27 protein-coding genes are annotated in these 26,381 nt (G+C 40.0%); 10 read left to right on the plus strand and 17 right to left on the minus strand.

What is annotated here, in order from left to right; all coding sequences use genetic code 11:
- Window positions 1–10: 10 nt before the first annotated feature.
- From JOC74_RS17855 to JOC74_RS17865, 3 genes are all read left to right on the plus strand, one after another.
- The gene (locus tag JOC74_RS17855) at window positions 11–1,288 is read left to right on the plus strand and encodes a CehA/McbA family metallohydrolase (protein ID WP_053603666.1); all 1,278 of its coding nucleotides are present in this window, start codon (window positions 11–13) and stop codon (window positions 1,286–1,288) included.
- A gap of 4 nt (window positions 1,289–1,292) precedes the next feature.
- Window positions 1,293–2,510 carry an MFS transporter gene (locus JOC74_RS17860; RefSeq protein ID WP_053603667.1) on the plus strand — a complete coding sequence of 406 codons (1,218 nt, stop codon included), beginning with the start codon at window positions 1,293–1,295 and terminating at the stop codon, window positions 2,508–2,510.
- Between the two features lie 127 nt (window positions 2,511–2,637).
- Window positions 2,638–2,874, plus strand: coding sequence for a YczF family membrane protein (locus JOC74_RS17865; protein WP_053603668.1), 237 nt, complete (start codon window positions 2,638–2,640; stop codon window positions 2,872–2,874).
- Here the strand turns inward: JOC74_RS17865 and JOC74_RS24010 are convergent.
- The 9 genes from JOC74_RS24010 to JOC74_RS17900 all read right to left on the minus strand — a co-directional run bounded on the left by JOC74_RS24010 (window position 2,867) and on the right by JOC74_RS17900 (window position 10,723).
- Window positions 2,867–3,238 carry a GerAB/ArcD/ProY family transporter gene (locus tag JOC74_RS24010; protein ID WP_264080177.1) on the minus strand — a complete coding sequence of 124 codons (372 nt, stop codon included), beginning with the start codon at window positions 3,236–3,238 and terminating at the stop codon, window positions 2,867–2,869. The genes JOC74_RS17865 and JOC74_RS24010 overlap by 8 nt on opposite strands.
- Window positions 3,123–3,605: a GerAB/ArcD/ProY family transporter gene (locus tag JOC74_RS24195; protein ID WP_264080178.1), complete on the minus strand. Its 483-nt coding sequence runs from the start codon at window positions 3,603–3,605 to the stop codon at window positions 3,123–3,125. The genes JOC74_RS24010 and JOC74_RS24195 overlap by 116 nt, the downstream gene beginning before the upstream one ends.
- Window positions 3,565–3,969 (minus strand): GerAB/ArcD/ProY family transporter, encoded by a 405-nt coding sequence (locus tag JOC74_RS23675; RefSeq protein WP_053603670.1) that lies wholly within the window; start codon window positions 3,967–3,969, stop codon window positions 3,565–3,567. The genes JOC74_RS24195 and JOC74_RS23675 overlap by 41 nt, the downstream gene beginning before the upstream one ends.
- A gap of 42 nt (window positions 3,970–4,011) precedes the next feature.
- Window positions 4,012–5,106: a GerAB/ArcD/ProY family transporter gene (locus JOC74_RS17875; RefSeq protein WP_082363929.1), complete on the minus strand. Its 1,095-nt coding sequence runs from the start codon at window positions 5,104–5,106 to the stop codon at window positions 4,012–4,014.
- A gap of 44 nt (window positions 5,107–5,150) precedes the next feature.
- Complete coding sequence (locus JOC74_RS17880) at window positions 5,151–6,344, minus strand: Ger(x)C family spore germination protein (protein ID WP_053603671.1); 1,194 nt, start codon at window positions 6,342–6,344, stop codon at window positions 5,151–5,153.
- Window positions 6,334–7,974, minus strand: coding sequence for a spore germination protein (locus tag JOC74_RS17885; protein WP_053603672.1), 1,641 nt, complete (start codon window positions 7,972–7,974; stop codon window positions 6,334–6,336). Before JOC74_RS17885 ends, JOC74_RS17880 begins: the two co-directional genes overlap by 11 nt.
- 353 nt (window positions 7,975–8,327) lie before the next feature.
- Complete coding sequence (locus tag JOC74_RS17890; RefSeq protein ID WP_053603673.1) at window positions 8,328–9,062, minus strand: hypothetical protein; 735 nt, start codon at window positions 9,060–9,062, stop codon at window positions 8,328–8,330.
- 177 nt (window positions 9,063–9,239) lie between these two features.
- Window positions 9,240–9,713, minus strand: coding sequence for a hypothetical protein (locus tag JOC74_RS17895; protein WP_053603674.1), 474 nt, complete (start codon window positions 9,711–9,713; stop codon window positions 9,240–9,242).
- 5 nt (window positions 9,714–9,718) lie between these two features.
- A complete protein-coding gene (locus JOC74_RS17900) occupies window positions 9,719–10,723 on the minus strand; it encodes a DUF3231 family protein (protein WP_053603675.1) in 1,005 nt (334 codons plus the stop codon).
- Window positions 10,724–10,951: 228 nt separating this feature from the next.
- Between JOC74_RS17900 and JOC74_RS17905 the strand changes: the two genes are divergently transcribed.
- Window positions 10,952–11,152 (plus strand): hypothetical protein, encoded by a 201-nt coding sequence (locus JOC74_RS17905; RefSeq protein WP_211086241.1) that lies wholly within the window; start codon window positions 10,952–10,954, stop codon window positions 11,150–11,152.
- Between the two features lie 182 nt (window positions 11,153–11,334).
- On the opposite strand, the gene JOC74_RS17910 is transcribed toward JOC74_RS17905, so the two are convergent.
- Genes JOC74_RS17910 through JOC74_RS17920 form a run of 3 tightly spaced genes read right to left on the minus strand, consistent with a single transcriptional unit; the run spans window position 11,335 to window position 13,505 of the window.
- A complete protein-coding gene (locus tag JOC74_RS17910) occupies window positions 11,335–11,517 on the minus strand; it encodes a hypothetical protein (RefSeq protein WP_053603677.1) in 183 nt (60 codons plus the stop codon).
- A gap of 42 nt (window positions 11,518–11,559) precedes the next feature.
- On the minus strand, window positions 11,560–12,606 hold the full coding sequence (locus JOC74_RS17915; protein WP_245213009.1) for an alpha/beta fold hydrolase: 1,047 nt from the start codon (window positions 12,604–12,606) through the stop codon (window positions 11,560–11,562).
- On the minus strand, window positions 12,606–13,505 hold the full coding sequence (locus JOC74_RS17920; protein ID WP_053603678.1) for a hypothetical protein: 900 nt from the start codon (window positions 13,503–13,505) through the stop codon (window positions 12,606–12,608). The genes JOC74_RS17915 and JOC74_RS17920 overlap by 1 nt, the downstream gene beginning before the upstream one ends.
- 483 nt (window positions 13,506–13,988) lie before the next feature.
- Here JOC74_RS17920 and JOC74_RS17925 point away from each other — a divergent pair, with 483 nt between their 5' ends.
- The 6 genes from JOC74_RS17925 to JOC74_RS17950 all read left to right on the plus strand — a co-directional run bounded on the left by JOC74_RS17925 (window position 13,989) and on the right by JOC74_RS17950 (window position 20,872).
- A complete protein-coding gene (locus JOC74_RS17925) occupies window positions 13,989–14,996 on the plus strand; it encodes a beta-propeller fold lactonase family protein (RefSeq protein WP_082363935.1) in 1,008 nt (335 codons plus the stop codon).
- A gap of 169 nt (window positions 14,997–15,165) precedes the next feature.
- Entirely contained in the window at window positions 15,166–16,845 is a 1,680-nt protein-coding gene (locus tag JOC74_RS17930) for an AMP-binding protein (RefSeq protein ID WP_211086242.1), read from the plus strand.
- Window positions 16,846–16,973: 128 nt separating this feature from the next.
- On the plus strand, window positions 16,974–17,747 hold the full coding sequence (locus JOC74_RS17935; RefSeq protein WP_053603680.1) for an enoyl-CoA hydratase: 774 nt from the start codon (window positions 16,974–16,976) through the stop codon (window positions 17,745–17,747).
- A gap of 330 nt (window positions 17,748–18,077) precedes the next feature.
- Window positions 18,078–18,851, plus strand: coding sequence for an electron transfer flavoprotein subunit beta/FixA family protein (locus JOC74_RS17940; RefSeq protein ID WP_053603681.1), 774 nt, complete (start codon window positions 18,078–18,080; stop codon window positions 18,849–18,851).
- Between the two features lie 15 nt (window positions 18,852–18,866).
- Complete coding sequence (locus tag JOC74_RS17945; RefSeq protein ID WP_053603682.1) at window positions 18,867–19,844, plus strand: electron transfer flavoprotein subunit alpha/FixB family protein; 978 nt, start codon at window positions 18,867–18,869, stop codon at window positions 19,842–19,844.
- A gap of 152 nt (window positions 19,845–19,996) precedes the next feature.
- Window positions 19,997–20,872, plus strand: coding sequence for a R2-like ligand-binding oxidase (locus tag JOC74_RS17950; RefSeq protein WP_082363938.1), 876 nt, complete (start codon window positions 19,997–19,999; stop codon window positions 20,870–20,872).
- 419 nt (window positions 20,873–21,291) lie between these two features.
- Here the strand turns inward: JOC74_RS17950 and JOC74_RS17955 are convergent, their stop codons facing one another.
- From JOC74_RS17955 to JOC74_RS17975, 5 genes are all read right to left on the minus strand, one after another.
- Window positions 21,292–22,611: a nucleobase:cation symporter-2 family protein gene (locus JOC74_RS17955; RefSeq protein ID WP_225970353.1), complete on the minus strand. Its 1,320-nt coding sequence runs from the start codon at window positions 22,609–22,611 to the stop codon at window positions 21,292–21,294.
- A 199-nt stretch (window positions 22,612–22,810) separates the two neighbouring features.
- The gene (locus JOC74_RS17960) at window positions 22,811–23,881 is read right to left on the minus strand and encodes a DUF4236 domain-containing protein (protein ID WP_053603684.1); all 1,071 of its coding nucleotides are present in this window, start codon (window positions 23,879–23,881) and stop codon (window positions 22,811–22,813) included.
- 268 nt (window positions 23,882–24,149) lie between these two features.
- Complete coding sequence (locus JOC74_RS17965) at window positions 24,150–25,355, minus strand: hypothetical protein (RefSeq protein ID WP_053603685.1); 1,206 nt, start codon at window positions 25,353–25,355, stop codon at window positions 24,150–24,152.
- Between the two features lie 136 nt (window positions 25,356–25,491).
- A complete protein-coding gene (locus tag JOC74_RS17970) occupies window positions 25,492–25,989 on the minus strand; it encodes a hypothetical protein (protein ID WP_053603686.1) in 498 nt (165 codons plus the stop codon).
- 40 nt (window positions 25,990–26,029) lie between these two features.
- The gene (locus JOC74_RS17975) at window positions 26,030–26,308 is read right to left on the minus strand and encodes a hypothetical protein (protein WP_053603687.1); all 279 of its coding nucleotides are present in this window, start codon (window positions 26,306–26,308) and stop codon (window positions 26,030–26,032) included.
- Window positions 26,309–26,381 lie beyond the last annotated feature (73 nt).

The raw sequence follows: 26,381 nt of genomic DNA on the forward strand, positions 1-26,381 counted from the left end.
AGGAGAATCGTTGGAACAGCTGCTTACACTAACTCGATTGATCACAAAAAGCGAAGAAAGAAACTATATCGAAATCCCTTTTGCGATAGAAAACGATTTGTCCCGGCTAATGGTAAAATATGAAGTTATCAGTCAAGGATCAGATCCCTGCGTCGTCGATTTGGGAGTGAGAGACCAAAGCCGAGTCAGAGGTTGGAGCGGCGGCGCTCGAAGCGAGTTTTATATCGGGATTGATCAGGCAACCCCGGGCTATACACCAGGGGACTTGAAAGCTGGAGAATGGGCGATTCTGTTAGGTGCCTACAGAATCGCCAAAGAAGGCTGCATTGTTAAGCTGACGATTATTTCCGAAGAAAAACCTTTATTGCAGAAATCTTGGCTGAAAGGTGATCTACACCTGCATACGATCCACAGCGACGGATCTTATCTGGTCAGGGAAAATGTTCAAATCGCCGCCCAGCACGGGTTAGATATTATTGGCGCCATGGACCACAATGTGACAAGCCAAAATGCAGAGTATGAAAGTTTCGGTGACATTCTTAGTATTCCAGGCATGGAGCTGACAACCTACGAAGGACATTGCAATTTATTCGGTGTTAAGGAACCTGTTCTCGATTTCCGTGCCCAAACAACGAATGAGATGAAGAGCAAGCTACAAGAAGCGAAAGAAAAGGGGGCACTTATATCGATCAACCACCCTTTTGACGACGGCTGTCCTTGGAATTACGGCTTCGATTTGGAATTTGATGCGGTAGAAGTGTGGAACGGTCCATGGCGGGAATGCAACGAAAAGGCAGTTCAGTGGTGGCATGAACAGCTTGTAAGAGGAATGAGGATACCAGCAGTCGGAGGAAGTGATACTCACCGTCCGGATCCGTATGTCCGGCAAGGCTATCCAACGACCCGTATTTATGCAGAAAAATCAGTAGCAGGAATTCTGTCAGCGATTCAAGCAGGGAACGTCACGTTGTCTTATTCACCTGATGGCCCCGCTATTGAGCTGAGAGCTGATCAAGCGATAGCAGGCGATCTTTGCAAGCCGGAGCAAGAAGTATCCGTAAGCATATCCGGACTTGAAAAAGGTGACGAGATTAAAATTATTTCGAATAGGGAAATTGAGTATACACTTGTGGTTGAATCCGGGCAATCAACCTTTCACTACTTATGGCAGCACGTAAAAGAAAGGTTCTTTTACCGGATTGAAGTGTGGAGAACGTTTCCTGCATTCGGCAAGAAAGGAATGGCCGCTTTAAGCAATCCGATTTATTTTCCACGAGAAACCATCTGATCCTTTGGCAAAAGTATCGCGTGAACAGCCAAACACAACTGTGTTCCCTGCATACACAAAAAATTTTCTTGTCATTTTATGCTTAAGCGGAATTGCCAGTAGTTTATCAACTATTTTTGTGAATGTATATTTGTATAAAATTTCCCTTACCATATTCGAAGTCGTTTTATTTAATTTTTTTTCCTATCTCATATGGGCACCTGCTTTTGTTGTCTCAGGAATGATCAGTAAAAAAATCGAACGGAAATTTTCTCTGATTATCGGCAGTATTTTTCAGCTTGTTTTTTACTTTCGTGTACTTCATCTCGGAACGGAATCCGTCAACCACGTAATTGAATTGGCGACGCTGTTTGGTATCGGTTCAGGATTTTTCTGGTTGTCGGTAAACACATTGACAGTCGATTATACAACAAAACAAAACCGCAAATGGTTTAATTCTGTTAACGGAATTTGTACGTCTTTGACCCAAATGATCGGCCCATTGCTCGGCGGATGGATCGTTGAGTTTCTGCCCAGCTTAATCGGCTATCAAATCATTTTCAGTTTCTCTCTTTTTTTCTTTGCCATTGCGATAGCACTTGCTTTTTTTCTGCCGAATTTCGGGGAAAAAAGCTGTTTTCAGTGGAAATCCGTGGTAAAGATTCATATCGACAAGGAATGGCGATATCTTGCTTACTCCTTTACATGCCTTGCATTTCGGGACGGCGTCATTTCTTTTGTGATTTCTCTTTGGGTATTTATCGTCACGGGCAGTGAGAGAGTACTTGGCAATTTTGCTTTTATGACCACGGCCTTGTCCATTGTTACTTATTATATGATCGGCAAATTCAGCAATGAAAAACAAAAATGGCCGCTGATTATTTTGGGAAATGTGCTGTTAAGTCTGTCATTTGTCGTGTTGTCATTCGATGTCAACCTTTTCTCACTAATCGTATACGGGCTTGTCTCTGCCATTTGTATTCCAATGTTCACTGTTCCTTTTGATACGTTATCATTAAACTCGGTTTCAAAGTTTGACCAACAAGGCAGGCTGAGGATCGAAATGGTAGTTGCCCGGGAAATGGCACTTAGTGTGGGAAGAATCGTGAGTGTCGGAGCATTAGCTTTCATCTATGGCTTCAGTGCTCATCCGGCAAAAATTATTCCTTGGTTTTTAATTCTGCTTATTATCGTCGGAAGCATGTGCATTGTGTTTCTAAAAAGATATAAATATACGTTATAAGCTTACATACGTCGTTACGGCGAATTCCTAATCAATCGGAATTCGTCTTCTTCATTTTGAAACAACGAATATACTGGACGAAGCCTGCTCATGATATAGGTATAGAGTAAAAACCTAGGAGGAAACCATGAAGATATTAGGAATATTTATTCTCATTCTTTTCTTATGCCTATCACTTATAGCAGGAATCGACTTACTTATGGGCTTTGATCCCTCTCATATTTTATATCATTTATTCAACCCCTTTTGGGTTATTGAAACCGGAGAATTAGTCATGTTGCTTTTCTTTCTACTGCTAACAGTCGGGCAGCAAATCTATTTCATGATCAAAAACAAAGCGAACAAACAAAAGGGATCTAGTTAGTTTTATTCATCAAACGGCTGCGAACCAACACAACCAAAAGCATTAACAGCGGAAGGCTGATGAGAAAAGTACTGTGCAGGTAATATGGTATGAAGTACCGGGCTTCTTCAGAATGCTCCACAAAATTTGAAGCAATTACCATTGATAATACAAGTAATATCACTCCTGTTGGAAAAACCACAAGCCTAAAGTTTAACTTAAACAAATTGGCCATCCCGATAGCAGCACAATAAAAATAGATGATTGCTTTAAAAAACACGGTAAGCAGTAAGGTGAAAACTACAATGACATCGAGCCGTTGGATAAAATCGAACCAATTGACCATTCCAATTGTTGATAGCAAAGGAAACGTAGATCTCTCCACATTTTTTACACCAAGTACAGCAATATTCAAAGCGGTAGTATAGCTTAAAATAAGCCCGCCTTGAAATGATGGCGGACAGCCAAACTTTTTTCACCGCTTCAGGCCGATTTAAATAAGGGTACAGCATCGTAAAAACAATCATTTCTCCAAAAGGGAAAGAGAGAAGCCTCGGAAAGGCAGTCGTAAAGACAGGCTTCCATCCATCTTCAAGAAACGGCTGCAGCTGATGAAAATCAACATACCCCGAAAAAAGAACTAAAAAATTCCCTGCAACTCCAAGAAGAAGCAGGATGATAATAAAAACCTCTGCTGATCTCGCAACTACTTCAATACCAAGATAAAGGACGTAGCAAACGGCAAGAATCATTAAAATATTGACAGCCCAATGCCGGTGTATTTGGCATAGTGGAAGAAATCAGCAAGTCACCGAATTCTCTTAGATTTCGAGCTGCTATGTACAAAAAGTAAATAATATATATAAGACCTATCGCCCAGCCTATGTAATTACCGAATATTTTTCTTGCGTATCCGGTCAAATACAGATTTGGATAGTGCCTCATGACATAATAGTGAATAAAAAATAAAACAATCCCTCCGCACAATCCGAAAAGAGTCGCAAGCCAAGCTTCTTTGCCGGCAGTTACCCCGTAACTTACAACCAGTGTAGTCCTGAGTTCAAAAATGAACATCAAAGCAAATAGTTGAATGACATTAATTTTGGCCTTTTCCAATGAGCAAGCAGCCTCTCTTTGCTTATTTAGGTGTAAATAGTTCTAATTTGCTTTCTTAAAACGGTTGCGAACCGTCGCAACTAGCAGCAAAGACAAAGGGATTAATATGTGAATAAACAAGAAAAGAGAATACGGTACAACCTTTTGCCCTTCTTCAATATGCTCCGAAAAATCCGAAGAAATAACCATAGTTAAAATAATAAGGATTAATCCTGACGGCAAAAGTATTTGATGCTTTTTTAACTTAAACAAATCAACCATTCCGATGATCGCACTATAAAAAAAGATGGAGATTTTGTAAAACATGGTTAAGAGGAAGGAAAGAACAACAACAGCATCAAGCCGTTGGATAAAATCGAAAAGGTTCACTCTTCCGATCGTCGACAGCAACGGAAACGTAGCGACTTCCATTTCTCCCAAACCGAGAACAGCAATGTTTAAACTGGTTATAAACATTAATATAATTCCGCTCGTAAATAAAGCGGACAGCCAAACTTTTTTTGCTAATTCAGGCTGATTTAAATACGGAAGCAGCATCGTAAAGACGAAAAATTCTCCGAAAGGGAAAAAGGCAATCGACGGAACTGTTTTTAAAATGGGCTCCCATCCGTTTTCAAGAAAAGGTTGCAGGTTATGGAAATCGACATAGCCTGAAAAAAATACGAGAAAACTGGCAGTAACCCCAAAAAAGATCAGGATCACAATAAACACTTCCGCGGTCCTCCCTATTGTTTCTATCCCTAGAAACAATACATAACAGAGGACAAGAAGGAATAACACGATAATCGCCAGCACTGGTGTGTTGGTTAAAGTTGAAGCACGCAGCAGATCCCCAAAATCACGCAGATTTCTGGCTGCAGCATACAAAAAGTAGATGACATATATCAAGCCGATCATCCAACCAAGATATTTGCCAGCAATTTTTCTGGCGTACCCGGTGAACGACAGATTAGGATATTGGCGATACAAAAAGTAGTATATGAAAAATAAGACGATCCCCCCGCACATTCCTAAAAAAATTGCAAACCAAGCATCTTTTTTCGCACCACTGGCAAGGCTCACGACCAAAGCGCTTCCAAGCTCAAAAAATAACATTATCGAAAAAAGTTGAATGGCACTTAATTTAGCTTTTTCCATCGTCTGTGAAGCCCCTTTGCAACTAGGTATGACAAGATATTCGCCTATTTAATATATGACTTTGTCCGCAAGCCTGTTCTCCGAATAAATGCTTGCACGTCTACGTTAATATCCGTTTCAGGAAATATTTCTTCATCCCACGTTTTTTCGATCTTTTTATACAATTTTGGATCTTCACGGTTCACATATTCGCCAAAGTGAAAAAAGTCGCTTCGTGCCTCTTTGGCTGCTTCTACTGCCATTACCATTTCCGCTTTCATTTTCTTTGCCATCTCGTTTTCAAGTTTTTCAATGGACTCATGCTTCGAGAGATCGATCGGACATTGGACTTCGGAAATTTCCCCTTCAGCCCGAGCCTTGATATCAATGACCGGTTTCCCATTTTTTATTTTCGCCTTAATTTTCAAAATGTAACGGTTCAAATCTACGGCAACGTCTTTTTCTTCCTTCTTACAAGGAAGGTTGATGTTCGTTTCGCTCACTTCTTTATTTATCCACATCGCTCCGCGCTCTAAGGAGCCATCCAGCCACTTTGTCAGTTTCCCCTGTTTAAAAACGGCAATCCCTTTGATTTCCACCTTAGTCTCAGGAGAAATCTGCTGCACATTTTTTACGCTGTTTCCATTTTCCGCGTTTCCAGTCATCTGAAGCCCAGTCAAGCTTACCCCTTTTTCGCTTAATTGTTGAATGACTTGATTCGCTTGGGTGCTGGTACCCTTTCTGCTGTTTTTCAGACTATCAGCAATCCCAACAGCAGGAACAGACTCTAATGAGGTCGTAATTTGGAGAAGCTCCTCTGCTTTATGATCTCTCGCGATTAAAATCGGAAAAAGCGTTCGAAACTGGGAATCGCGTTCAATCCAATCAAACAAATCTTGAATGCCTTCTTCTCTCGCCAGCTCCTCGCCAATCACCATTAATTGGACATGAGGAAAAAAAAGCTTCTGGGAGGACTGTGGCGAAATTTTTTGAAAAGCCTCGTGAATAGTGCTCCCTGACGCCGAGAAGGTCGTAACGGGGGCTGCTTCAGATCCCCCTCCCTGCCCTTGTGTAGTAGAGATTTTTTGCTCATTAATAATTTGGACTGTCACTCGATATTTGTTTTCAGTATCTTCGTTAAGGTCAATCCCAAGTGCACCCACAACATCCAGTTCTTGTAATTCGTTGCGATCCCAGCAGCCTGACAACAAGAAAATCGAAAGAAATGCTACTAATATGATGAATGGATTACGATTCATTGGAATCCCTCTTTGGTTCTTGATCAAGTGTATGATTTTTTCTCGGAGTCGGCCGCAAATCTTGTGTATCGCCTGCCCTCATAATTTTCTTTTGGCTAACTAGGCGAGGTCGATTAGATAAAAGCGGCTTCGGGAAACGGAGGAGCGAATCTTTCCAATCCGAAATAATCAAAGGAGCAAAGGGTGCCAAATAGGGAATTCCGAACGAGCGCAGGCTGCACGTGTGCGCGACTAATACTATGACTCCAAGTCCAATTCCGTAAAGCCCGAATGAAGCAGCCAATGTCATCATTCCAAACCGCAGTAAACGCGTCGCATCCATCATTGTATAATGGGGGACGGTAAAACTGGCTATGGCAGTCCCTGCCACGACAATGACCATGGCACTTGAAACAATTCCCGCTGCAACTGCGGCGTCTCCCAATACTAATGCTCCAACGATAGAAACCGCCTGTCCTACAGGCCGCGGCATCCGCACTCCCGCCTCCCGCAGCACCTCGAAGGTAAATTCCATTAACAGCGCCTCGATAAAAACTGGAAAAGGAACACCTTGACGCTGAGCTTGCAGACTGATCAACAAAGGGGTTGGAATCATTTCCGGGTGATACGCAATAAAGGCAATAAACAAAGACGGTCCTAAAAGAGTAAATAAAAATGCAATAATTCGAAGAAGCCGCAAAAAACTGGCAACGGTCCAATTTAAATAATAATCCTCAGCCGTTTGAAAAAATTGATTCCAGGTCGCAGGCAAAACTAACGGCATTGGCGTCCCGTCAACAAAAATAGCGACACGCCCTTCCATCAAATTTCCCGCCACAACATCCGGACGTTCCGTCACAAGAAACGTAGGCCAAGGAGTCCATATGTTATCCCCAATCCATTCTTCAATTGTGTTTGTCCCCATAATTTCATCGGCTTCTATTTTACCTAGCCGCTCTCTGACTTCGGCAAGAAGCTTTTCGTTGACTAATCCATTTACGTACAATAAAGCCACATCCGTTTGTGTAACCTTCCCCAGCTTCATCGTTTCTACCCATAGATTTGGGCTTTTAATCCTGCGGCGAACCATGGATGTATTCGTAATAAGAGCCTCAACAAAGCTTTCCTTCGGCCCCCTGACTGAAGGTTCTGTCAAAGGTTCAGCAATGGACCGTAACTCCCCGCCTTGCACAGAGCAGCCAATGGCTTTATTCACGCCATCAGCAAGAATCATGGTTTGCCCTGATATAAGTGAAGAGAGTAGCTTTTTCCATTCTGTAATATCCTCTATCGTTGCTACTGTTATAATATTTTCTTTAATGTAGGCAAAAAGTTCTTTCGGGGTCTCGGGATCGACATTATCAGTATTTTTCACGTTCTCCATTAGTCTTTCAATGATCGAAACACTGATCAGTTCTTTATCGGCCAACCCGTTGATATGAATAGCAGCCACTTTGTGCTGGGTAGGTTTCCCCATTTTAAATTGGCGAATGATTAAGTCACCGCTGTCTCCTAAAACCTCTTTAATATTTTTTATATTTTCATCTAAACTCTGGCTGATTTTTACGTCTTTAGTGGGTAATTCCGATTCTTCATAATACATCGTTTTCTCTTTTTGTTTTTTTAATAAGCGGTTCCACATACTATTCATAGTCCTGTAACACTCCAAGCTAATAGAGAAATATGTTCGGGTGCTTCATTCAAAGATAGTATCCCTGTTTTCCATTTTTTAATGCATTTGATATGAAAACCCTAATGAGATTTGATTTCCCAAAATAAAAAATAGAAAACGCTTCTTCAGGGGATTTCTGCCGGGGATGGAGTTTTTGCGACCGCTTTGGAATTTATTGCGACCACCTCTGCTTTTTTTCTGCCCGTTTTCCAAAAGATTCGACCAGCTACTGGTGCAGAACAAATCCAGTCTTCATACGTTAAGCAATAAAAAACTCCATTTAATGGCGGATGAAACCAGCCATCGAACGGAGTTTTTCATAAATACAACTATTAAGAAATCCTGCTGACAATCAGCCACACCGCTGAATATCCAATGCTTCCAGCTGCGAACGCCAGGAAGCTCGTTTCCCCTTCTTCGGAAAATTCCTGTTTTATGGCGTTCATGATCATGCCCCCCGAAAGCAATGCAAATACTGCAGAGATGGCAGAATCTGAAATCTTAACAAAGACGCTGATGATCCATCCGAGAAGAAAACCTGCCGAAAGCAGCCATCTTCCCAGTTTGTCATAGGCTTCTTTATGAGAACGGCGGAGACTGATATCATTGGACATAATATGCACAGATAATGCTGCAAAAAAGAAAAGTTTTTCAGTTATCCCTCCATTCTTTCCTTGGAGCAATAAATAACCAATTAACGTATTAAAAATAAAAAATGAGCTCATATGAATCCAAAATACCCGATGCGAAACTTCTTTTCCATTCAATTCATGGTGTTGAATCCTTGATCTTTTTACATACCATTCCAGCCCTCCAAAAAATAACAGCCCGATCATCGCTATAAGATAAGCATCGTTTTCTACTAATCCAAATGGAGTCGCTCTATCAATATTCTCCTGATGATCATTTAGATTGGGAAGAGTTTCAGAAAAAACATAACCTACCGAAATTCCTCCTGATAAGGAAAGAGCATAGCTTCTGGGAATCGTAGGTAAAGAGCTAATATGTTTGGAAAAAAGATGAAAGGCGACAAATCCAAGCGCGAGGAAAAAGCTGATCAATAACATGATTAGTCTCCTTTCTAATACTCATATAAGCTGTTAATCGAAAAAGCAGCTATACTGATCGACTTCAATTTCTTGCTTTAAGTGTTTTCGCATATCAATTCCCTTTTTGTCCTACAGTAAACTAACTTAGATCAACTCGAGTTTTTCCCAACAAAAAAAGTCGAATAAGATCATCTCTTACTCGACTTCTTTATCTTTCCAATGCATCTTATTTAAAATCACCTTTTGAATAAAAAGCCCTAGGATCACACCGGGAATAACAAATATCATGGGGAGCCATATTGGACCTAATAAGGTGCCAAAAACCGTAAAGGAAGAAGAATAAATTACTCCTATAGTTACGAAGTATGCCGCAAAAACAAAAGGCAAGAAAGAATACGGAGTCTTAGTGCCGCCTGCATCCTTATAGGCATCCCACATCGCGAAAAAATATAGACACGGGTAAAACATCAGCCAATTATAATTCGCTTGTTCAATTGCTTGAAATATCTCTCCTGTAAAGCTTAAGCGAATCGTTTCATTGAAGTTGGCCTGGATGTTAACGAGAAATTCCAAGGAAATAAATAAAATTCCTTTGATTAATTTCCTGTTTAAAATCTGTCCAAATCCGGGTAACGCAATGCTCCATAGTAATTTTTCGTGTGCACCCACATGATTTAACCCTTTACTAACTGATTACGATCATCTGCCTGCGGAGGCTCTTCCAGCCATCCATGCTTTATCATAATATTTGCCCCGTCTTCTGCATACAATGAAATTTCTGGGATGATTGATGCATAATTCATGGCGATATCTCTTCGCGGGCTCGCGGCCATTGCTGTCCCATAATTACCGATTCCGGCAGCTATCATAGCGGTGACATGATACATAATCAACTTGTCAGAAAATACTTTTGTCGTAGAATCAGAAACTGAAGCATCCCAGGTCATCGGAGCTGGCAAATCCTCTTTTCTTAAGACGTCGCTAAATAAATCAATATGCTTTTGGGCAATTTGCTTTCCTCTTAATAAGTATTGTTTCACATCCTGCTTTTGAGCGACTTGAGCAAAGCCTACCATCAAAGCCTTACCAATCGAATTGGTTTGAACGTTAATAAACAGGTGAGTGATTTCAATCCCAGTTAACACTCTTTTCCCGCCAAAAAACCCTGCTAAAAACCGCTGTTTCTCAATAAAATCAACCTTATCTGGAACTGAAATATACGGCGGCCTTAAATAAATTCCTTGATTAAGCATGACCTCTTTTGATAATTCTTGCAATCGAACGGAAGCATCTAACACACTTTTATGAAAACCGACCACATCTGTCCGAGTAACAACTCCAATGGCCAAGCTGCTTGCCGCCATACCAAGAATGGACATGTTTCGTAAATACATTAATACAAAAGAGTCAGAAAATAATTTCGGAGCTGTCGGATTCACATCTTGCTCATTAAATCCAACCGGTATCGGAAAGTCCTCTTTCTGAAACAAGTTCTGTAAGAACGAAATATTTGTTTTAGTGGCCTGTAACGCAAATTCGATAACAGGACGAACTTCCTCATCTTCTAACTTCTCTAAAAAATGCGTTAAAGCACATATGGAAGCCGTATCATTCATATACTGCGTCCACAAGCTTGCCATTTCTGCCGCTGTTAAACGAATCTTTAATTTATCTTCCATCATAACACCTCTATGTAAAAATGAATGTAATTTAATGTTATGGTCTCACAACCCATTCAAATTATTCCTTGAAATTGATATAAAAAGAAGCAATGAATCGCAGTCCAAATAGAGCATCTATTTCAAAAATTGTTTTTTACCTATTTTAATCTCTACTAGGGTAAAGCCGCTACGATTTAGAGATAGAGAAAATATAATATGGATAAAAAGAGGAGAGGAGTAATTATGATGAGTGAAAAGAAAAAGTTTCCGAAAAAATACCTTAGTTATTTCATTAAAACCCAAGTGTATTTTTTAGAGAAGAATATTGCTTATTTAGAACAAGTAAAAGAAAAATTACAAGGATCAGATGATCAAAAAAAATACAAAAATTATTCCAAAGTATTAAGAAATCTCTTAAAGGAACAAATGAAAGAACTTTCAAAATAAAAGATTCTGTTTAGAAAGTTGACGCTCGAACAAGGTACGCTAAAAATAAGAGTTCCTTGTTTGAGTTTTTTTCTTCCTGATTTATAAATTTACACCTATAAAAAATGTCAACCAATTAAACCTGGTTGACATTTTTTATAACGATCTATTTAGTTATGGTGCTTTTACAGTCTATATTGAAATCAAACGATTGAATCGCCTTGATAAAGGTGCGATTCACGGTCGAAATAATTTGGCTGAGCAAGATCATAAAACAAGTCAGGCGAAACCTGACACTTTACATAGTTTTTACATACGATACTTGCTAAGCCTAACCCCTCTGCTAAGAGATTTTCCATTTTACTATCCGGCTGAATAAGATACACTCTACATCCCTCCTTGCATACACCTTTAAAATAATGACAAATTTAATATAACGGATTAGACCGTTTACTAAGCCATTTATCCAAGTGTGGAGGTAAACCATCTTTAACTGTGAACGTAGCATGGCCTGCTGTTATCACTTCTAACGTTTTATCCTTGCTGGATACCAGCTCCATAATTGGAGAGCTCATTTCTATCGGGACAAGCCGATCATTTTCTGCTGTAATAACAAGGAGGTTTGCATGGATATTGGAAAGATCTGCATTCTTCCCTTCAATAACCATCCCTCCATTAACGAGTTTGTTATCTTTACCAATATTTTCAGTCAATTGTTTCAAAGCTTTTCCTGGAAACGGGACGTGTCCTACTGTCCATTTATTAAAGCGTCGCCAGTGGTCGACATACTCTTGGTTATCAGCCCGGGCCAAAAGAGACAAATAGTGACTGAAGTATACAGGAGAGCTAACCATACGCATCCCCGCTTCCATGAATTTCGCGGGAACAATTCCTATCGCATCTATGATACTATGATCTACCTCACCGTCTTTGAGAGCTTCAATCCATTGATCAAAGACTGGATATTGATGAAAGTCAATCGGTGCAACATTCAGAACAAGGTTCTTAATTGGTTCTTCAGATACCGCTGCATAGATTGCAGCAAGGGTTCCACCTAAACAATAGGCAATGACGGTTAGTTCTTCAGCTTCTGAATGACGAAATGCCCGTTTCACAGCTGATTGGATGTAATCCATAATATACATGTCTAGAGAAATGTCCTTATCTTCATAGCCTGGAATGCCAAAATCTAGTAAATATACATCGTAACCTGCATTTACAAACGCTTCAATCATGCTCGTTCCCGGAGCTAAATCAAGGATAAACGCTTTATTGACAAGAGAGTATACAAGAAATAAAGGGATGCTGTACTTTTTCTTTTTGGCAGGATAATACCAGAGAGTAGCTTTGTTTTTCTTCCAGACAGGAATGCGGTAGGTTGGACCGACTTCAGGCTCTGGAGTATTCCATATATCTGTGAATCGCATGAATTGTTTTAGAATATCATCATGAAGTTGACTCTCTTTTTCTGACATCATTCTTCATCCTTTTTATAAAGGTTAATAAGATCCGAAAGATGCTTTAAGATCCTTTCTCTATGAAGTTCCCTTAAAGATTTCATGGTCCAATCATTTGAAGTTTTTCCTTGCTCTTCATTTTCCTCTTTTATATCACTTGTAAATGTTGGATCATCATTCGAATTTTCATTAGGTTTTGAAAGATTTTCTTGCTCTGATTCATTGTCTAAGGCATCAGGGGTATGTTTCATCTCTCTACGAAGTTCCCTTAAAGATTTTAAGGCCCGGTCTGGATTTGAAGTTTTTCCTTGCTCTTCTTCATTTTCCTCTTTTATATCACTTGTAAATGCCGAATCATCATTCGAATTTTCATTAGGTTTTGAAAGATTTTCTTGCTCTGATTCATTGTCTAAGGCATCAGGGGTATGTTTCATCTCGTTCAACGATTGATTTAAGGGAGCGGGATCATCATTAAAAGGTTTTTCCAGGTCCTCAATTGCATCGATTGAATCACTGGAGCTTACTGAACTATCATTCGAGCTTGCATGATAGGATGTTGGATTTTCTTTTTCGAATGCATTCTTTGCATGTTTTATCACTTTCATATCGTCCAGCGATTTGTTCAATGCGTAAAGATATTCTTCTATTTGATCGATTTTCTCTTCTAGCTGAATAACGAGGTTTGCTAAGTTGTAATGATCTTTTTTGGTAGGAAAATTCAAGATGGCTGATAAGAGTTCTACATACTCCTGGATGTCTTCAATACGTTTTGCAAGAATCGGTCCTGTCTTATTAAATAGCTCAATGAACTCTTTATTATTTAATTCGTCCTGTATTGATTCGTTGAGCTTCTTTTCAAGTTCCGACCCTTTTTTCTTAAGTAGAAGCAAGGCTTCCTGTGCATTTAGCTCCGACACATTTGATCAGTCCTTCCATGAAATTTATTTAATACTTATTGATCACTAGCCTAACGTGTCAAGCTATAGCATCAGTTGCACTGGACTACAGCAAGATCAAAGGCTTTGTTTTTCTAAAATCCTTTATTTTTCCAATATACTTTTACTTTATATAATATAAACAGATGGGGCAGCTTTGGTGCGAAAATTGATATTTTTGCCCTAAAAGAATATAGATTTTCGGAACTCCAGTCTTACTATCTATTAACAATGGGTCATTACACCGTTTTTAACGATAGGAACATAAAGAAAAAACACCTTCATTAAACCTTAGAAACACAGGGCTTAGCGAAGGTGTTTTTTATATTAACTTATGTTTTGTTATTAAAAATAGTCATTTACTTACTTTCATTTGCCTATACCGAAAAGTACACCTGCTAATAGAATAAACAAGCAATTTTATTTCATACCAACTACAAGATTTTCATAAGGGGGTGTATTAATATGGTAGGCTGTGCCTATATCGCGAATGCTAAAACCGCCAATGTGTCGGTGATTAATCTCCAAACAAACGAAACTGTGCAAACTATTGAGGTAGAAAATAGCCCACACCATATCGCGATCACCAAACACTGGAGATTCGCTTATGTTACGAATAAAGATTCCGCCAGCGTCTCAGTGATTGATATCCTGACCAACATAATGAGCAAGAGGATAGAGGTTGGGAATTCACCTTGCCATATTGCGATCACCCCGGACGAAAAATTGGCCTACGTTGCCAATCAGGATTCCGCTAATGTCTCAGTGATTGATGTCGGGACGAACACCAAGATTACCGATATCGAAGTTGGGGATAATCCCTTCCATATCAAGGTTACGCCGGACGGGAAACAGGCCTATGTTTTAAAAAGGCCGTCGAAAAATATTTCGGTGATCGATGTTCAGACGAGTTCCAAGATTTCTGATATCGAAGTTGGCGAAAATCCCTCCGACATCGCATTCACCCTCGACGGGAAACAGGCTTATGTCGCAAATGCGAATTCAGAAAATGTCTCGGTAATTGATATCCATGCTAATACCTTGATCCAAACGATTGGGGTAGGCAGTATCCCGTTCCAGATCAGAATTACTCCTGACGGGAAAAAGGTCTATGTTGCAAACATTGCTTCGGATAATGTGACAGTGATTAATGTAGAAACCAATGCGATTATTCAAACGATTAAAGTTGGACGTATCCCTTTTCACTTCGCGATTACCCCTGACGGGAAAAGGGCATATGTCGTGAATGCTAATTCCTCCAATGTGACGGTTATTGATATCGAGACCAACACGAGTGTTCAAACGATAGAGGTCGGTGATTTGCCATTCCACATAGTCATCAGCCCAGACGAGACACGAGCTTTTGTTGCAAACCAAAATTCCGCCAATGTGACGGTTATTGATATTGAGACCGACTCGAGAATAACGGATATTAAAGTGGGTGATGCCCCGCTTTATATCGCGATCAACTAACTTCCATCGGAGTTCCATCATTATGATATTTGCACTTCTATTTAAATCTACTAAAAATGCCTATGTATCTTAAGGGAAGTCCATTTCCCTCTATTTAAAAATGACGTATCAAAAACAAAATTCATTTGTACAAATATAGCGTACACAGGTGCGCAACAGGAGGTATGATATGAAGATTGAAAGGCCTTGGCTAGACAGCTATCCTGACGAAATTCCTCATGATTTGACATACGAAAACAAACCGCTGCACTCTTTTTTAACAGACACCGCCAACACCTATCCCGATCATCAATCCATTTACTTTCTCGGCAAAAAAATGAGGTTTCGTGAAGTCCACGAAGCAGCGTTAAAGCTTGCTGCATATTTGCAAAAAATCGGCATTAAAAAAGGCGACCGGGTAGCCCTCATGCTGCCAAACTGCCCACAAGCCGTGATTTCATACTACGGGATTCTCTTTTCTGGAGGCATTGTCGTGCCAACGAATCCCTTATTTACGGAAAGAGAGCTGGAATATCAATTAAAGGACAGTGAATGTACAGCGATCATTTCACTCGACTTACTATATCCGCGCATCATAAAAATGAAAAAGGCAACTAAATTATCCCATCTCATTATCACAAGCATCAAAGACTATTTGCCCTTCCCGAAAAATATACTGTACAGATTTACTCAAAAGAAAAATAGTCTCGTCACGATCAAAGAAAATGAGGAAACTCACCTCTTCAAAAGAATCATTAAAAATACGAACGGTCTTCCGGAGATCATTGACATTGACCCCCTCCATGATATCGCTGTATTGCAATATACAGGCGGGACAACAGGCCTTCCAAAGGGAGCTATGCTGACTCACCGGAACATTGTCGCCAATACGAAAATGTGTGGGGCATGTCTCTATAAATTAAAGAAAGGCTCGAGAGAATCGACTTTAGGAATTGTACCATTTTTTCACGTCTATGGTATGACGACCGTATTAAATTACAGTGTTTTGCAAGCATTTCAAATGATCCTGCTTCCAAAATTTGATGCCCTTGACGCGTTGAAAACGATTCACAAGCTGAAACCAAGCCTTTTTCCAGGAGCACCAACGATCTATATCGCTCTTTTAAACCACCCGGATGAGAACAAATATGATTTATCCTCTATTGACACCTGTATCAGCGGATCCGCCGCACTGCCTGTCGAAGTCAAGAATCAATTTGAAAAGGCCACCGGCGGAAAGCTTGTCGAGGGTTACGGCTTATCAGAAGCTTCGCCAGTGACCCATACGAATTTCATGTGGGGCAAAAACAAACCGGGCAGCATCGGCTGCCCATGGCCGGGAACAGATGCTGCCATTTACTCGGAGGAAACAGGCGGAGCGCTTCCTCCTTACGAACGGGGCGAATTAATTGTTAAAGGCCCCCAAGTGATGAAGGGATATTGGAATAACCCCGAAGAAACAGCAGCCGTATTACGAGATGGCTGGCTCTTCACCGGAGACATCGCTTATATGGACGAAGAGGGGTTCTTCTATATTGTCGATCGAAAAAAAGACATAATCATTGCGAGCGGCTATAATATTTATCCTCGTGAAATCGAAGAGGTGTTCTATGAGCACGAAGCTATCCGGGAAGTAATCGTTGCCGGGATTCCTGATCCATACCGTGGAGAAACTGTGAAAGCCTATGTTGTGTTAAAGCAGCATGCGACATTGACAGAAAAAGAACTGGATGAGTATGCGAGAACGCACCTGGCACCTTACAAAGTGCCCAAAATTTACGAGTTTCGCGATGAACTGCCGAAAACAACAGTAGGAAAAATCTTAAGAAGAGCGTTAATTGAAGAAGAAAAAGCAAAAATGAACCATTGAAGAGACAAACGCAACGCAGGTGATGAATGATCAATAGTATGTATTAGATATGCAAACGCAAAAAGACATACATCACCTGCTGATTTGCGGGTTCAACTAAAAGCGAATAAGCAGGAGGAAAGAATATAATGGAAAACCTAACGTTAGCTGTCGATCAACGAATCGCTACCATTACATTCAACCGTCCGCCGGCAAATGCTTTATCTAAAGGGCTTTTGAAAGAATTATCGGAATGCCTGGATCAAATTGAAGGCAGCCCTGATGTTCGTGCGGTCATCATTTGCGGTGAGGGCAGGTTTTTTTCGGCAGGAGCTGACATAAAGGAATTTACACGCGCAATCGCTTCAAATAAAAAGACTTTTTCTGAAAGAGGCCAGCAGATCTTGGAACAGATCGAATCGTTCCCAAAGCCAATCATTGCAGCTATCCATGGAGCTGCACTCGGCGGAGGGCTGGAGCTTGCGATGGCTTGCCATATCCGGATTGCAGAAGGCGGTGCCAAGCTCGGATTGCCGGAGCTAAACTTAGGCATCATCCCCGGTTTTGCCGGAACACAGCGGCTCCCGAAATATGTTGGCACTGCGAAAGCACTGGAAATGATAGGGACAGCCCAACCGATCAGCGGGAAAGAAGCCTATGAAATCGGTCTTGTTACAACCCTTGTGAACGATCGAGAAGAAGCTTTAGTCAAAGCCTATGAATTGGCAGAGCAATTTGCCGAAAAAAGCCCGAAAACCTTAAAATACGTTTTGGAGCTCCTGAATGCAAATAAAACCAATTCTTATGAAAGAGCGCTAAAGCTGGAAGCGAAGCGATTCGGCGAGGTTTTTCAATCTCAGGATTCGAAGGAAGGCATCCAAGCTTTCCTTGAGAAAAGGAAGCCAAATTTTAAAGGCGAGTAGGTTGATTGATTTATATATTCACCTTCTTTTCTTTGAGCAATCTCGGTCACCGTTTTCATTTTGCAAGTTGAGGTGGTATTTCGGTACTTTACCTGCGCTTTTTCGCACAATCTTCTCTTTATTTGGATGATTTACGGTGGACTTATGATTCGATAGCCTGTATCAAAACCATCCCCCACATCGGGGGTTTTTAGTTCAATGAAGAAGGCAATATCGTGGAGAAACTGCTTAACGCATGATAAACATCTTTTTAGGTTCTTTCACATCCGATAAGGGTAAATATTTCGGGTCTAAATAGAGCCAATACAAAATATACGCGGGGGAAATGGTATGAACATCTTCGTTTTAATAAAGCGTACATTCGACTCAGAGGAAAAAATTACGATTCACGCTGGGGATATCGTTCAAGATGGCGCAGAGTTCATTATTAATCCGTATGATGAATTTGCAATTGAAGAAGCCATCCGCATGAAAGAAGCACACGGCGGAGAAATCACGGTTATGACAGTTGGCAGTAAAGAAGCAAGCAGAGAGCTGCGTACCGCCTTGGCTATGGGATGCGACAAAGCCGTTTTGTTTAATATTGAAGAGGACGTGATGGATCCGGATCCCTTCACGACGGCAACCATCCTCTATCACTATATAACAGAAAAACCGTTTGAGCTGATTTTAGCAGGAAATGCAACCATTGACAGCGGGTCAGGCCAAGTAGGTCCCAGATTAGCTGAACTGCTGAATATCCCTTGTGTCACAACGATTACGAAGCTTGCGATCGACGGAAAAGAAGTAGAAATGGAGCGGGATGCGGAAGGCAATATTGAAATAGTAAAATCACAGCTGCCACTCCTTCTAACCACCCAGCAAGGATTAAATGAACCGAGATATCCGTCGCTCCCGGGAATCATAAAAGCAAAGAAAAAGCCCATGGAAGAACTCACACTAAATGATCTTAATCTAACAGCAGAAGAGGTAGCGGCGAAAACAAAAACGACCTGCCGCCTATTGCCGCCTAAAAAAGCAGCAGTACGAATGATAGAAGGAGATGCGGGTGAACAAGCAAAACAATTGGCGGCTCTGCTTAGAAGCGACGCAAAAGTTATCTAACAAGGGGGGATCAATATGGGAAAAAAAGTAGTGGTTTTAGGGGAGATTAGAGACGGATCAATTCGCAAGATAACCTTTGAAGCGATAGCTGCCGGGAAAATGATAGCAAATGGCGGCGAAGTGATCTGTATGCTCTTTGGTAAAAAGGTTATTCAATATGGGAAAGAGATGATCAATTACGGAGCAGAACGCATCGTTGTAATTGAAAATGAGAAATTGGCTGATTATACTCCAGACGGCTATGCTCAAGCGATCAAAGCGATTGTTGAAAAAGAAATTCCGGATGCCATCCTTACAGGGCATACCTCAATTGGGAAGGATATTATGCCAAAAATTGCTGCAAAGCATCAAACTGGGTTGCTTTCAGACGTGATCAAACTCGAACACAAAGGAAACGACCTAGTATTTACCAGGCAAATCTATTCAGGTAAAGCCCTTGAACAAAAAATTGCATTAGGGAAGCTTGTGCTTGCTACGATCAGGCCGAACAATATATCTCCATTGGAAAGGAATGAAAACCGAAGCGGAACGATAGAGAAACTAGATATCGAGATAAAGGATATCAGGACAACAATTCAGGATATCGTCAAAAGAACAACAGAAAGCGTGGACTTATCCGAAGCGAAAATCATCGTTGCCGGCGGAAGAGGAGTCAAGAACAAAGACGGCTTTAAGCTTTTGCAAGATCTCGCGGAAGCATTAGGAGCCGCTGTCGGTGCTTCCAGAGGAGCATGTAATGCCGATTTATGTGACCTTTCTCTACTAATAGGACAAACGGGTAAGGTAGTTACACCAGAGCTCTATATTGCCTGCGGGATATCTGGAGCGATCCAGCATTTGGCCGGCATGTCGAATAGCAAAGTGATAGTTGCGATTAATAAGGACCCAAACGCTGATATCTTCCAAGTCGCGGACTATGGCATCGTAGGTGATCTATTTGAAATCATTCCGCTGTTAACGAAAGAAATCAAACAGTTAAAAACTCAAAAATAAGGACATATATTCAAGGTTTTCTCTCTATTATTTTACATCAGAACCAAGACTGCGTCCCATTCTACTATTTTTGTTAATAGGGAGAGGAATATGTCCATACATATAAATTCTCTTTGCATAAAATAAAAATAAAGAGATAAGGAGGGATTTTCTTGAGAAAAAAACTCATAAGCACAAGCTCACAAGGCTTAATGGAAGATTCATATCCATACCAATTGTATCAAAAGGCAAAAAAATTCGGAGTGTGGAATCCTCAGAATATTGATTTTTCACAGGATCAAGAAGATTGGAAAACACTTCCGGTTAAACAAAAAGACTGGATTTTGAAACTTCTCGCTCAATTTCAAGGAGGAGAAGAGGCGGTTACGCTTGACTTACTCCCTTTACTGATGGTGATTGCGAAGGAAGGCAGACTGGAAGAGGAGCTGTTCCTCACGACATTTTTATACGATGAAGCAAAACATACTGAATTCTTTCGTCGGGTATTAAATGCTATAGGTGAAAAAGGCGACCTTTCCCATTTGCATTCTGATTCCTACCGTAAAATGTTTTATGAAATTCTCCCTGAAACAATGGAACGGCTATGGCATGATCAAACCCCTGAAGCATTAGCCGATGCAGCTACCGTATACAATATGTTTTCCGAAGGAGTATTGGCGGAAACCGGATACAAAGGATTTTACGACGGATTGCAAATGATCGGCAAAATGCCTGGTCTTATAGAGGGAGTTGACAACTTAAAGAAAGATGAATCAAGGCATATTGCTTATGGAACTTTTCTTCTTCAACGCTTGATTTGTGAACATCCTCATCTTTTTGACAGAGTGGTTAAGAAGCTTGAAGAGTTGGCTCCACTTGCTATTTCCTTAAATACCGAGGGAATTATTAGTGATGGGGAAAAAGCAAAAGAATACAAGTCTGAAATTAAGAATTATTCGAAAAAACAGCTTATGGTAAGAATCGATATCCTTGCAAAGGCGAAGGGCCAAACAATCGAAGAGATTTATCGATCTACAGGTGGAAACTAGAAAAACAACTGACAACATTTTATTGCAACACATACGTAGTTTAAAATCACACCGAATGAAAACTCCCTTCTATGATTGAATAAAATATCATAGAAGGAAGTTCTCTTATTTCAATCATTCAAATAGAATGAATCTGGATTAAGAAAAATGAAAATCAACAGTAAATATCCAGTGCAACAACACTCTTATCTTTCAAAAACGATTTCTTTTGCAAATGTACTAAAAGTTCGAATGGTCAAAAAGGTACAATTGGCTTTTCAATTTCAATAAGCCATTTAAACAAAATCATCCCTCATATCTTTTTTAATACATAAATAATATACCATATGTTTTCTGTTTTGTTATTCTACTAATCTACATCGCCTCAAACGAATAAACTCGCCTAAAGACAGACGAGTACAGTTATACAACAGAGCTTATCAACTAGTCTCTGAATGAACGGTCTTTTCGAAAGGAACTGCATTTTTTTTCGTTTTCATATGAAAAAATAAATTTAAAACAATAGCGGTCAAGCTCCCGGTAATGATACCGTCACTGACAAAGATTTTTAGAGCTTCAGGAAGCTGTGAAAATAAATCCGGAACGACGGTTACACCGAGCCCTAAAGACAGTGAGCATGCAATGATAAGCAAGTTGCTCTGCGCATTAAGATTAACCGCGCTTAACATTTTAATGCCGGATGAAATAACCATTCCGAATAATACAACCATCGCACCGCCTAATACAGGAGCCGGAATGATTGTTGCAAGCTCGGCAATTTTCGGAATTAGTCCAAGGAAAACAAGGACAAAACCTGCGACTACGACCACGTGCTTCGTTTTTACTTTAGATAGCTGCACGAGCCCGACATTTTGTGCAAAAGTATTATAAGGAAAAGCGTTAAAAATCCCTCCTAATGTAATCGCTAAGCCTTCTGCCCGATACCCTTTGCTAAAATCCTTCTCATCCAACTTGCGATCACAAATTTTACTTAATGCTAAAAATACGCCTGTTGACTCAATGATGATAACGATGCTTACTAAAATCATTGTTAAAATAGGACCAATTTCAAACGATGGAGCACCGAAATAAAAAGGAGTTGGAATGTGTACCCATGACGCTTCGGCTACGCCGGATAAATCAACTTTTCCCATAAAGAAGCCTGCTATTGTACCTGCAACGATCCCTATCAATACGGAAAGTGTTCGTAAAAAACCGGTAAACACGCGATTTAAAAATAATATCAGCACCATTACCCCAAATGCCAGCAGCAAATTTGCCGGGGCTCCGAAGTCATCACTCCCCGCTCCCCCTGCCATATTGCGAATCGCCGAAGGCACAAGGGACAACCCAATCATAGTAACAACCGAACCAGTCACAACGGGAGGAAACAGCTTAAGCAGCTTTCCAAAAAAACCGGCAAACAACAATACAAACAGACCAGCTGCAATAATCGCCCCATAAATCGCATTCACACCATACTGACTCCCTATAGCAATCATAGGAGTCAGAGCCACGAATGAGCTCCCAAGCACAACCGGCAGCCCGATTCCAAACCATTTATTGTTCCATGCTTGAAGCAGTGTGGCAATTCCGCAAGTAAGTAAATCAATGGCTACAAGATAAGCTAAATCGTGTGAGCTTAAATTTAGTGCACGGCCAACTGTTAACGGAACTAATATTGCCCCTGCGTACATGGCCAGCACATGCTGTATACCGAGCGAAGCGAGAGTAAACGGATTAATCTTTTTTCTGTCCAATGAAAATCCCTCCCTATTTTTTTGCATTTCACGTTAAAAGATCTAACACAACATGTAATACTTTTTATAGTAAGGTGATTTTCTGTTTGTGTCATTGGTCATGTTAACTAAAAATTGCAAACAGTTATACACTCAATTGACAAATAATTTCTCTTACAAAAAAATCGACCATCCTCATTTTTTAGGAATGGCCGATTTATTACTTTGCTGATTTAACTTCTGGCTCACTTACAAACAGTTTATCTACTTCATGGAACCCGGAAGCATGATTAAAATCGATATGGCAGTTGAAATTTGACAAAGAGTCAAAGCAATTGATTCGATCAAATTCCAGTTCATTTAAGCTGTCTTTATCTATTCTAGCAGACAAAATGATTTTCTTTTCTTCAACGTCTGCAGCCATATTGACTACAGAATCGACAACATGAATGTAGACTACTTTTAAAGGAAGCAGCGCAAACATTTCCCTGGCAATTCTAAATACACTGTTGCAAACATACTCTTTCTGAAGATTAATGAATGTGTCTTCTGGCATCTCACTGGATAGCAGCTTGCCAGACTGCGTGAAGGTCTTTTCGCTAAAAACATCGAATTCGATTTCCATTACCTTTGCATTGACTGCTGAAACCACGAAAGCGCTACCGTATTTCAGCATATCATCAAAAGGTGCGAATTCTTTAATGACGCGGAAATATGTATCGACATCTCCGGAAATCACTTTACTGGCGAATCTAATATCTCTCACCCACGATTGATATTCTATAATGTCAATATCTCGAGATCTATAGACATTTTCTTTTAACGCTTGGAGTTTCTTTCCGTATCTTCCTAACAGCCTGGTCAAAAGTTTTGGCTTGTATTTGTTTAATTGAGCTAAGGCTTTTGTTTCAAGAGGGCCTATTTCTCCCTTTGGCTTGTTATATGGAGGAATTGAGTCTCTCACTTCCGGCCAATTAATGTGATCTTCGGCAATATGATGAATCGAATGAATTCTATTAAGCTTATTGACAGCTAATTTTGCCTTCTCCAATTCACTGTATCGCTCTCGGTTCATTTTTACATCAGCAATCTCTTTACTTTGATGGAATTCCAATGTTTTCACTGAACAATTTGATGAAGAACGGATCTCTGCAGTTTCACCACCGTGAGAACGTGAATGTACGCTATACCTTAACGGTTTTAGCGAGCTTGTGACACCAATACTTTTAGAGTTCGCATGAAAACGGGTCTCCGGAGTAATATTAAAGCTTTTTCTAGTTTTTAACCCCACCTTTACTCCCCCTTTTTTACATATTGTAGCACAAAAATATGTCTTTTAACCTATTAGAGAAATTTTTTCTAGGAAAAAAGGACTTAAAAAGGAGTTTGGATAATTGGACATTTTTAATCATTTTTAATCATTCACATTAATAAAGTCGAAATCGTTGTCGACTCGACTTATTTTGATTCAATAATAGCTATTTTTTTAGCTTTGCTCTTAAAATTGTTCAATGGTCAATAGAAGATTGCTTCCGTTTTTAGATTGATCAGCCGGTATTCTATTGAAGCCTGTACTGGTATCTTCCGCCAATCTGATTTACACTTATGACGGCTTCGAAGCCAGAAGCAGGAAAGTTAGGATTGGTAATGATCAAATGGCCTGTGGAATCAGTGCTCAAGGTAGGAAATCCTAAATTGTTTTGATCGAATGCCCTGTTAATAGACATCACTGTTACTACAGCTGAATCATTAAGCGGATTGCCGTACATAAGAAGAGTATAATTGAACTCATAAAAAGGACCGATAATTAATAAATTAATGAATGCAGTTATATTATTGTTGATTTTAACTGTTGCATTTGCTCCGGTCGTTAGAGCAAAATCTTTGGAATAAGGTTTCCTGATAACCGATATTGTGCCATCTTCATTGGTAGCTAACCGATCACAATAGATCGCTCTGCCCAATCTGCTTGTGTCGCTAAAGGACATAAAGTGCCCGCAAATATATACGTTATTCTTGGTTGAATCGACAAGTTCAACGACATTTCTTCCAATGATTTCAACTTTTTGATCGCCATAAAAATTTGTGTTCACATGCCCTTCATTTCGAACGATCGGCGTTGAATTTCTCGTCCATACGTTAATATCCAAAGGTGAATGATATGGCAGGCATCCTGGGCCAATTTTGATCTTTGGCTCCGTTTCAGAAAGTGCCTGATTAATCGTACATCCGGTACCTAAACCACTGCCATGAAAAGAATCGAGTCCATTCGTTCTCTTATACTCAAGCGCGGTTTTACATGCGGATTGAAAATCACAATGTTCGGCAACGACGTATTCAGTAAATTCACCAGCAAATTCATTATGAAGCAGAATACCTGTTTTCAACCGTCCAAACTTAATATTCCGGAAAACAGTCGTATTGACGCCTATGGCTTCAATACCGATTGTTGTATCATTTCCAATAATTCGGAAGCTGCCGATTTCTCCTCCATTTGCAGAGCCGCTGCCACCTTGGAAGACAAAAGCAGGCTCATTATTGATTCCTGTAGCATCAATGACTGAATCAAAACCCACACCTTTAATAATCGGCTGTATGAATCCTGGAGGAAAAATAATAGGTCTAGTGATTTTAATCGTATAACCAGGAATGACCAGTTCGGCATATGAATCATTTAACGAATCCGCCCATTGCTGCATTTTAACCGTTTCATCCGTCCCATCACCAACGACACCAAACTCCTCTGTGCTTCTTTGAATACTCATTTAATTCGTCCTCCCCTATCTTGCATATTCTATCGAGAATATAGATAAAAAACCTCTTTTGTCTATCATAATAAATAGAACAAAAAGAGGTTCGGGCGGAATGGTCTTTAATTTTCTCTTTGCAACTGCCATTATTTCAATTATTCTGCTCTTTCGAAAAATCTAATTTGACCAGCTTCTTTGAGAGAATACGTAATAACCAAGGGAAAAAGAAGCCAAATAATACGAAGTAAATCGGTATGCCGTACCACGTTTCCCAATATATATTTTTCATATATCCTACTTGAACCAAACCTGATTCTAAGAGAAAAGACAGAAATGTAAAAAACACTGTAAACACCCATTTTTTTTGCGGGATGTAAAAATTCACATAAATCGTGGCAATACTTGCAGGAACAAAGGTAAGAAGAAACGTGTCACTTAGCTCTGTCGTATTTTTCTTTGCTATGTCAAACAGATCGATTGGTACAGCGGCTACGGTATCAGCTAACCAAGTAATATCTCCGGCTACCCCTAAAGTAACAAAAATTCCCGTCCACGTTAAATTTTTTTTAGGCATAAACAATACGATCAATAACAATGCCACTCCTAGTATCCATACATACCATTCACCTTCAACCTTAAATATTTCCATTTCATCACCTACAGGGAGAAATTGATAAACACGATCTTAATTAACGATTATTTTCCTCTGAATCAGAAATTGGCGAACCAGTAGATGTATGTTCGATGACCCATTCACGAGCAATATCAGAAACTGCGGACCAATCTGGAATTGTGTCATTGTGTTGTTGAATCCAGCTCAAACAAGCCTGAGGATCAATACTGTGCTTTTCGCACTCCGAGAAAAACGACTGGATTGTAGATTCATTACAGTTTTCCCATGACCCGCAAGTTGATCGCCAAATATCTTCAATTTTCTTATGTACGGTACTTTCATTTTGGTCTTTCATTAGTCGTCCCTCCAGCACTATTTCAATGATATATTCATATCATTCCCAGTGACCAAAAAACTATGTAGCAATT

Origin of the sequence: Bacillus capparidis (genome assembly GCF_017832095.1) — a bacterium.
GTDB classification, from domain to species: Bacteria; Bacillota; Bacilli; order Bacillales; family Bacillaceae; genus Bacillus; species Bacillus gobiensis.

Coding starts and splice junctions, on each gene's coding strand:
- JOC74_RS17865 (WP_053603668.1), top strand. CDS start 2,638: ATGAAGATATTAGGAATATTTATTCTCATTCTTTTCTTATGCCTATCA.
- JOC74_RS24195 (WP_264080178.1), bottom strand. CDS start 3,605: ATGATTCTTGCCGTTTGCTACGTCCTTTATCTTGGTATTGAAGTAGTT.
- JOC74_RS17875 (WP_082363929.1), bottom strand. CDS start 5,106: ATGGAAAAAGCTAAATTAAGTGCCATTCAACTTTTTTCGATAATGTTA.
- JOC74_RS17880 (WP_053603671.1), bottom strand. CDS start 6,344: ATGAATCGTAATCCATTCATCATATTAGTAGCATTTCTTTCGATTTTC.
- JOC74_RS17885 (WP_053603672.1), bottom strand. CDS start 7,974: ATGAATAGTATGTGGAACCGCTTATTAAAAAAACAAAAAGAGAAAACG.
- JOC74_RS17890 (WP_053603673.1), bottom strand. CDS start 9,062: ATGTTATTGATCAGCTTTTTCCTCGCGCTTGGATTTGTCGCCTTTCAT.
- JOC74_RS17900 (WP_053603675.1), bottom strand. CDS start 10,723: ATGGAAGATAAATTAAAGATTCGTTTAACAGCGGCAGAAATGGCAAGC.
- JOC74_RS17905 (WP_211086241.1), top strand. CDS start 10,952: ATGAGTGAAAAGAAAAAGTTTCCGAAAAAATACCTTAGTTATTTCATT.
- JOC74_RS17915 (WP_245213009.1), bottom strand. CDS start 12,606: ATGTCAGAAAAAGAGAGTCAACTTCATGATGATATTCTAAAACAATTC.
- JOC74_RS17925 (WP_082363935.1), top strand. CDS start 13,989: ATGGTAGGCTGTGCCTATATCGCGAATGCTAAAACCGCCAATGTGTCG.
- JOC74_RS17930 (WP_211086242.1), top strand. CDS start 15,166: ATGAAGATTGAAAGGCCTTGGCTAGACAGCTATCCTGACGAAATTCCT.
- JOC74_RS17935 (WP_053603680.1), top strand. CDS start 16,974: ATGGAAAACCTAACGTTAGCTGTCGATCAACGAATCGCTACCATTACA.
- JOC74_RS17940 (WP_053603681.1), top strand. CDS start 18,078: ATGAACATCTTCGTTTTAATAAAGCGTACATTCGACTCAGAGGAAAAA.
- JOC74_RS17945 (WP_053603682.1), top strand. CDS start 18,867: ATGGGAAAAAAAGTAGTGGTTTTAGGGGAGATTAGAGACGGATCAATT.
- JOC74_RS17965 (WP_053603685.1), bottom strand. CDS start 25,355: ATGAGTATTCAAAGAAGCACAGAGGAGTTTGGTGTCGTTGGTGATGGG.
- JOC74_RS17970 (WP_053603686.1), bottom strand. CDS start 25,989: ATGGAAATATTTAAGGTTGAAGGTGAATGGTATGTATGGATACTAGGA.
- JOC74_RS17975 (WP_053603687.1), bottom strand. CDS start 26,308: ATGAAAGACCAAAATGAAAGTACCGTACATAAGAAAATTGAAGATATT.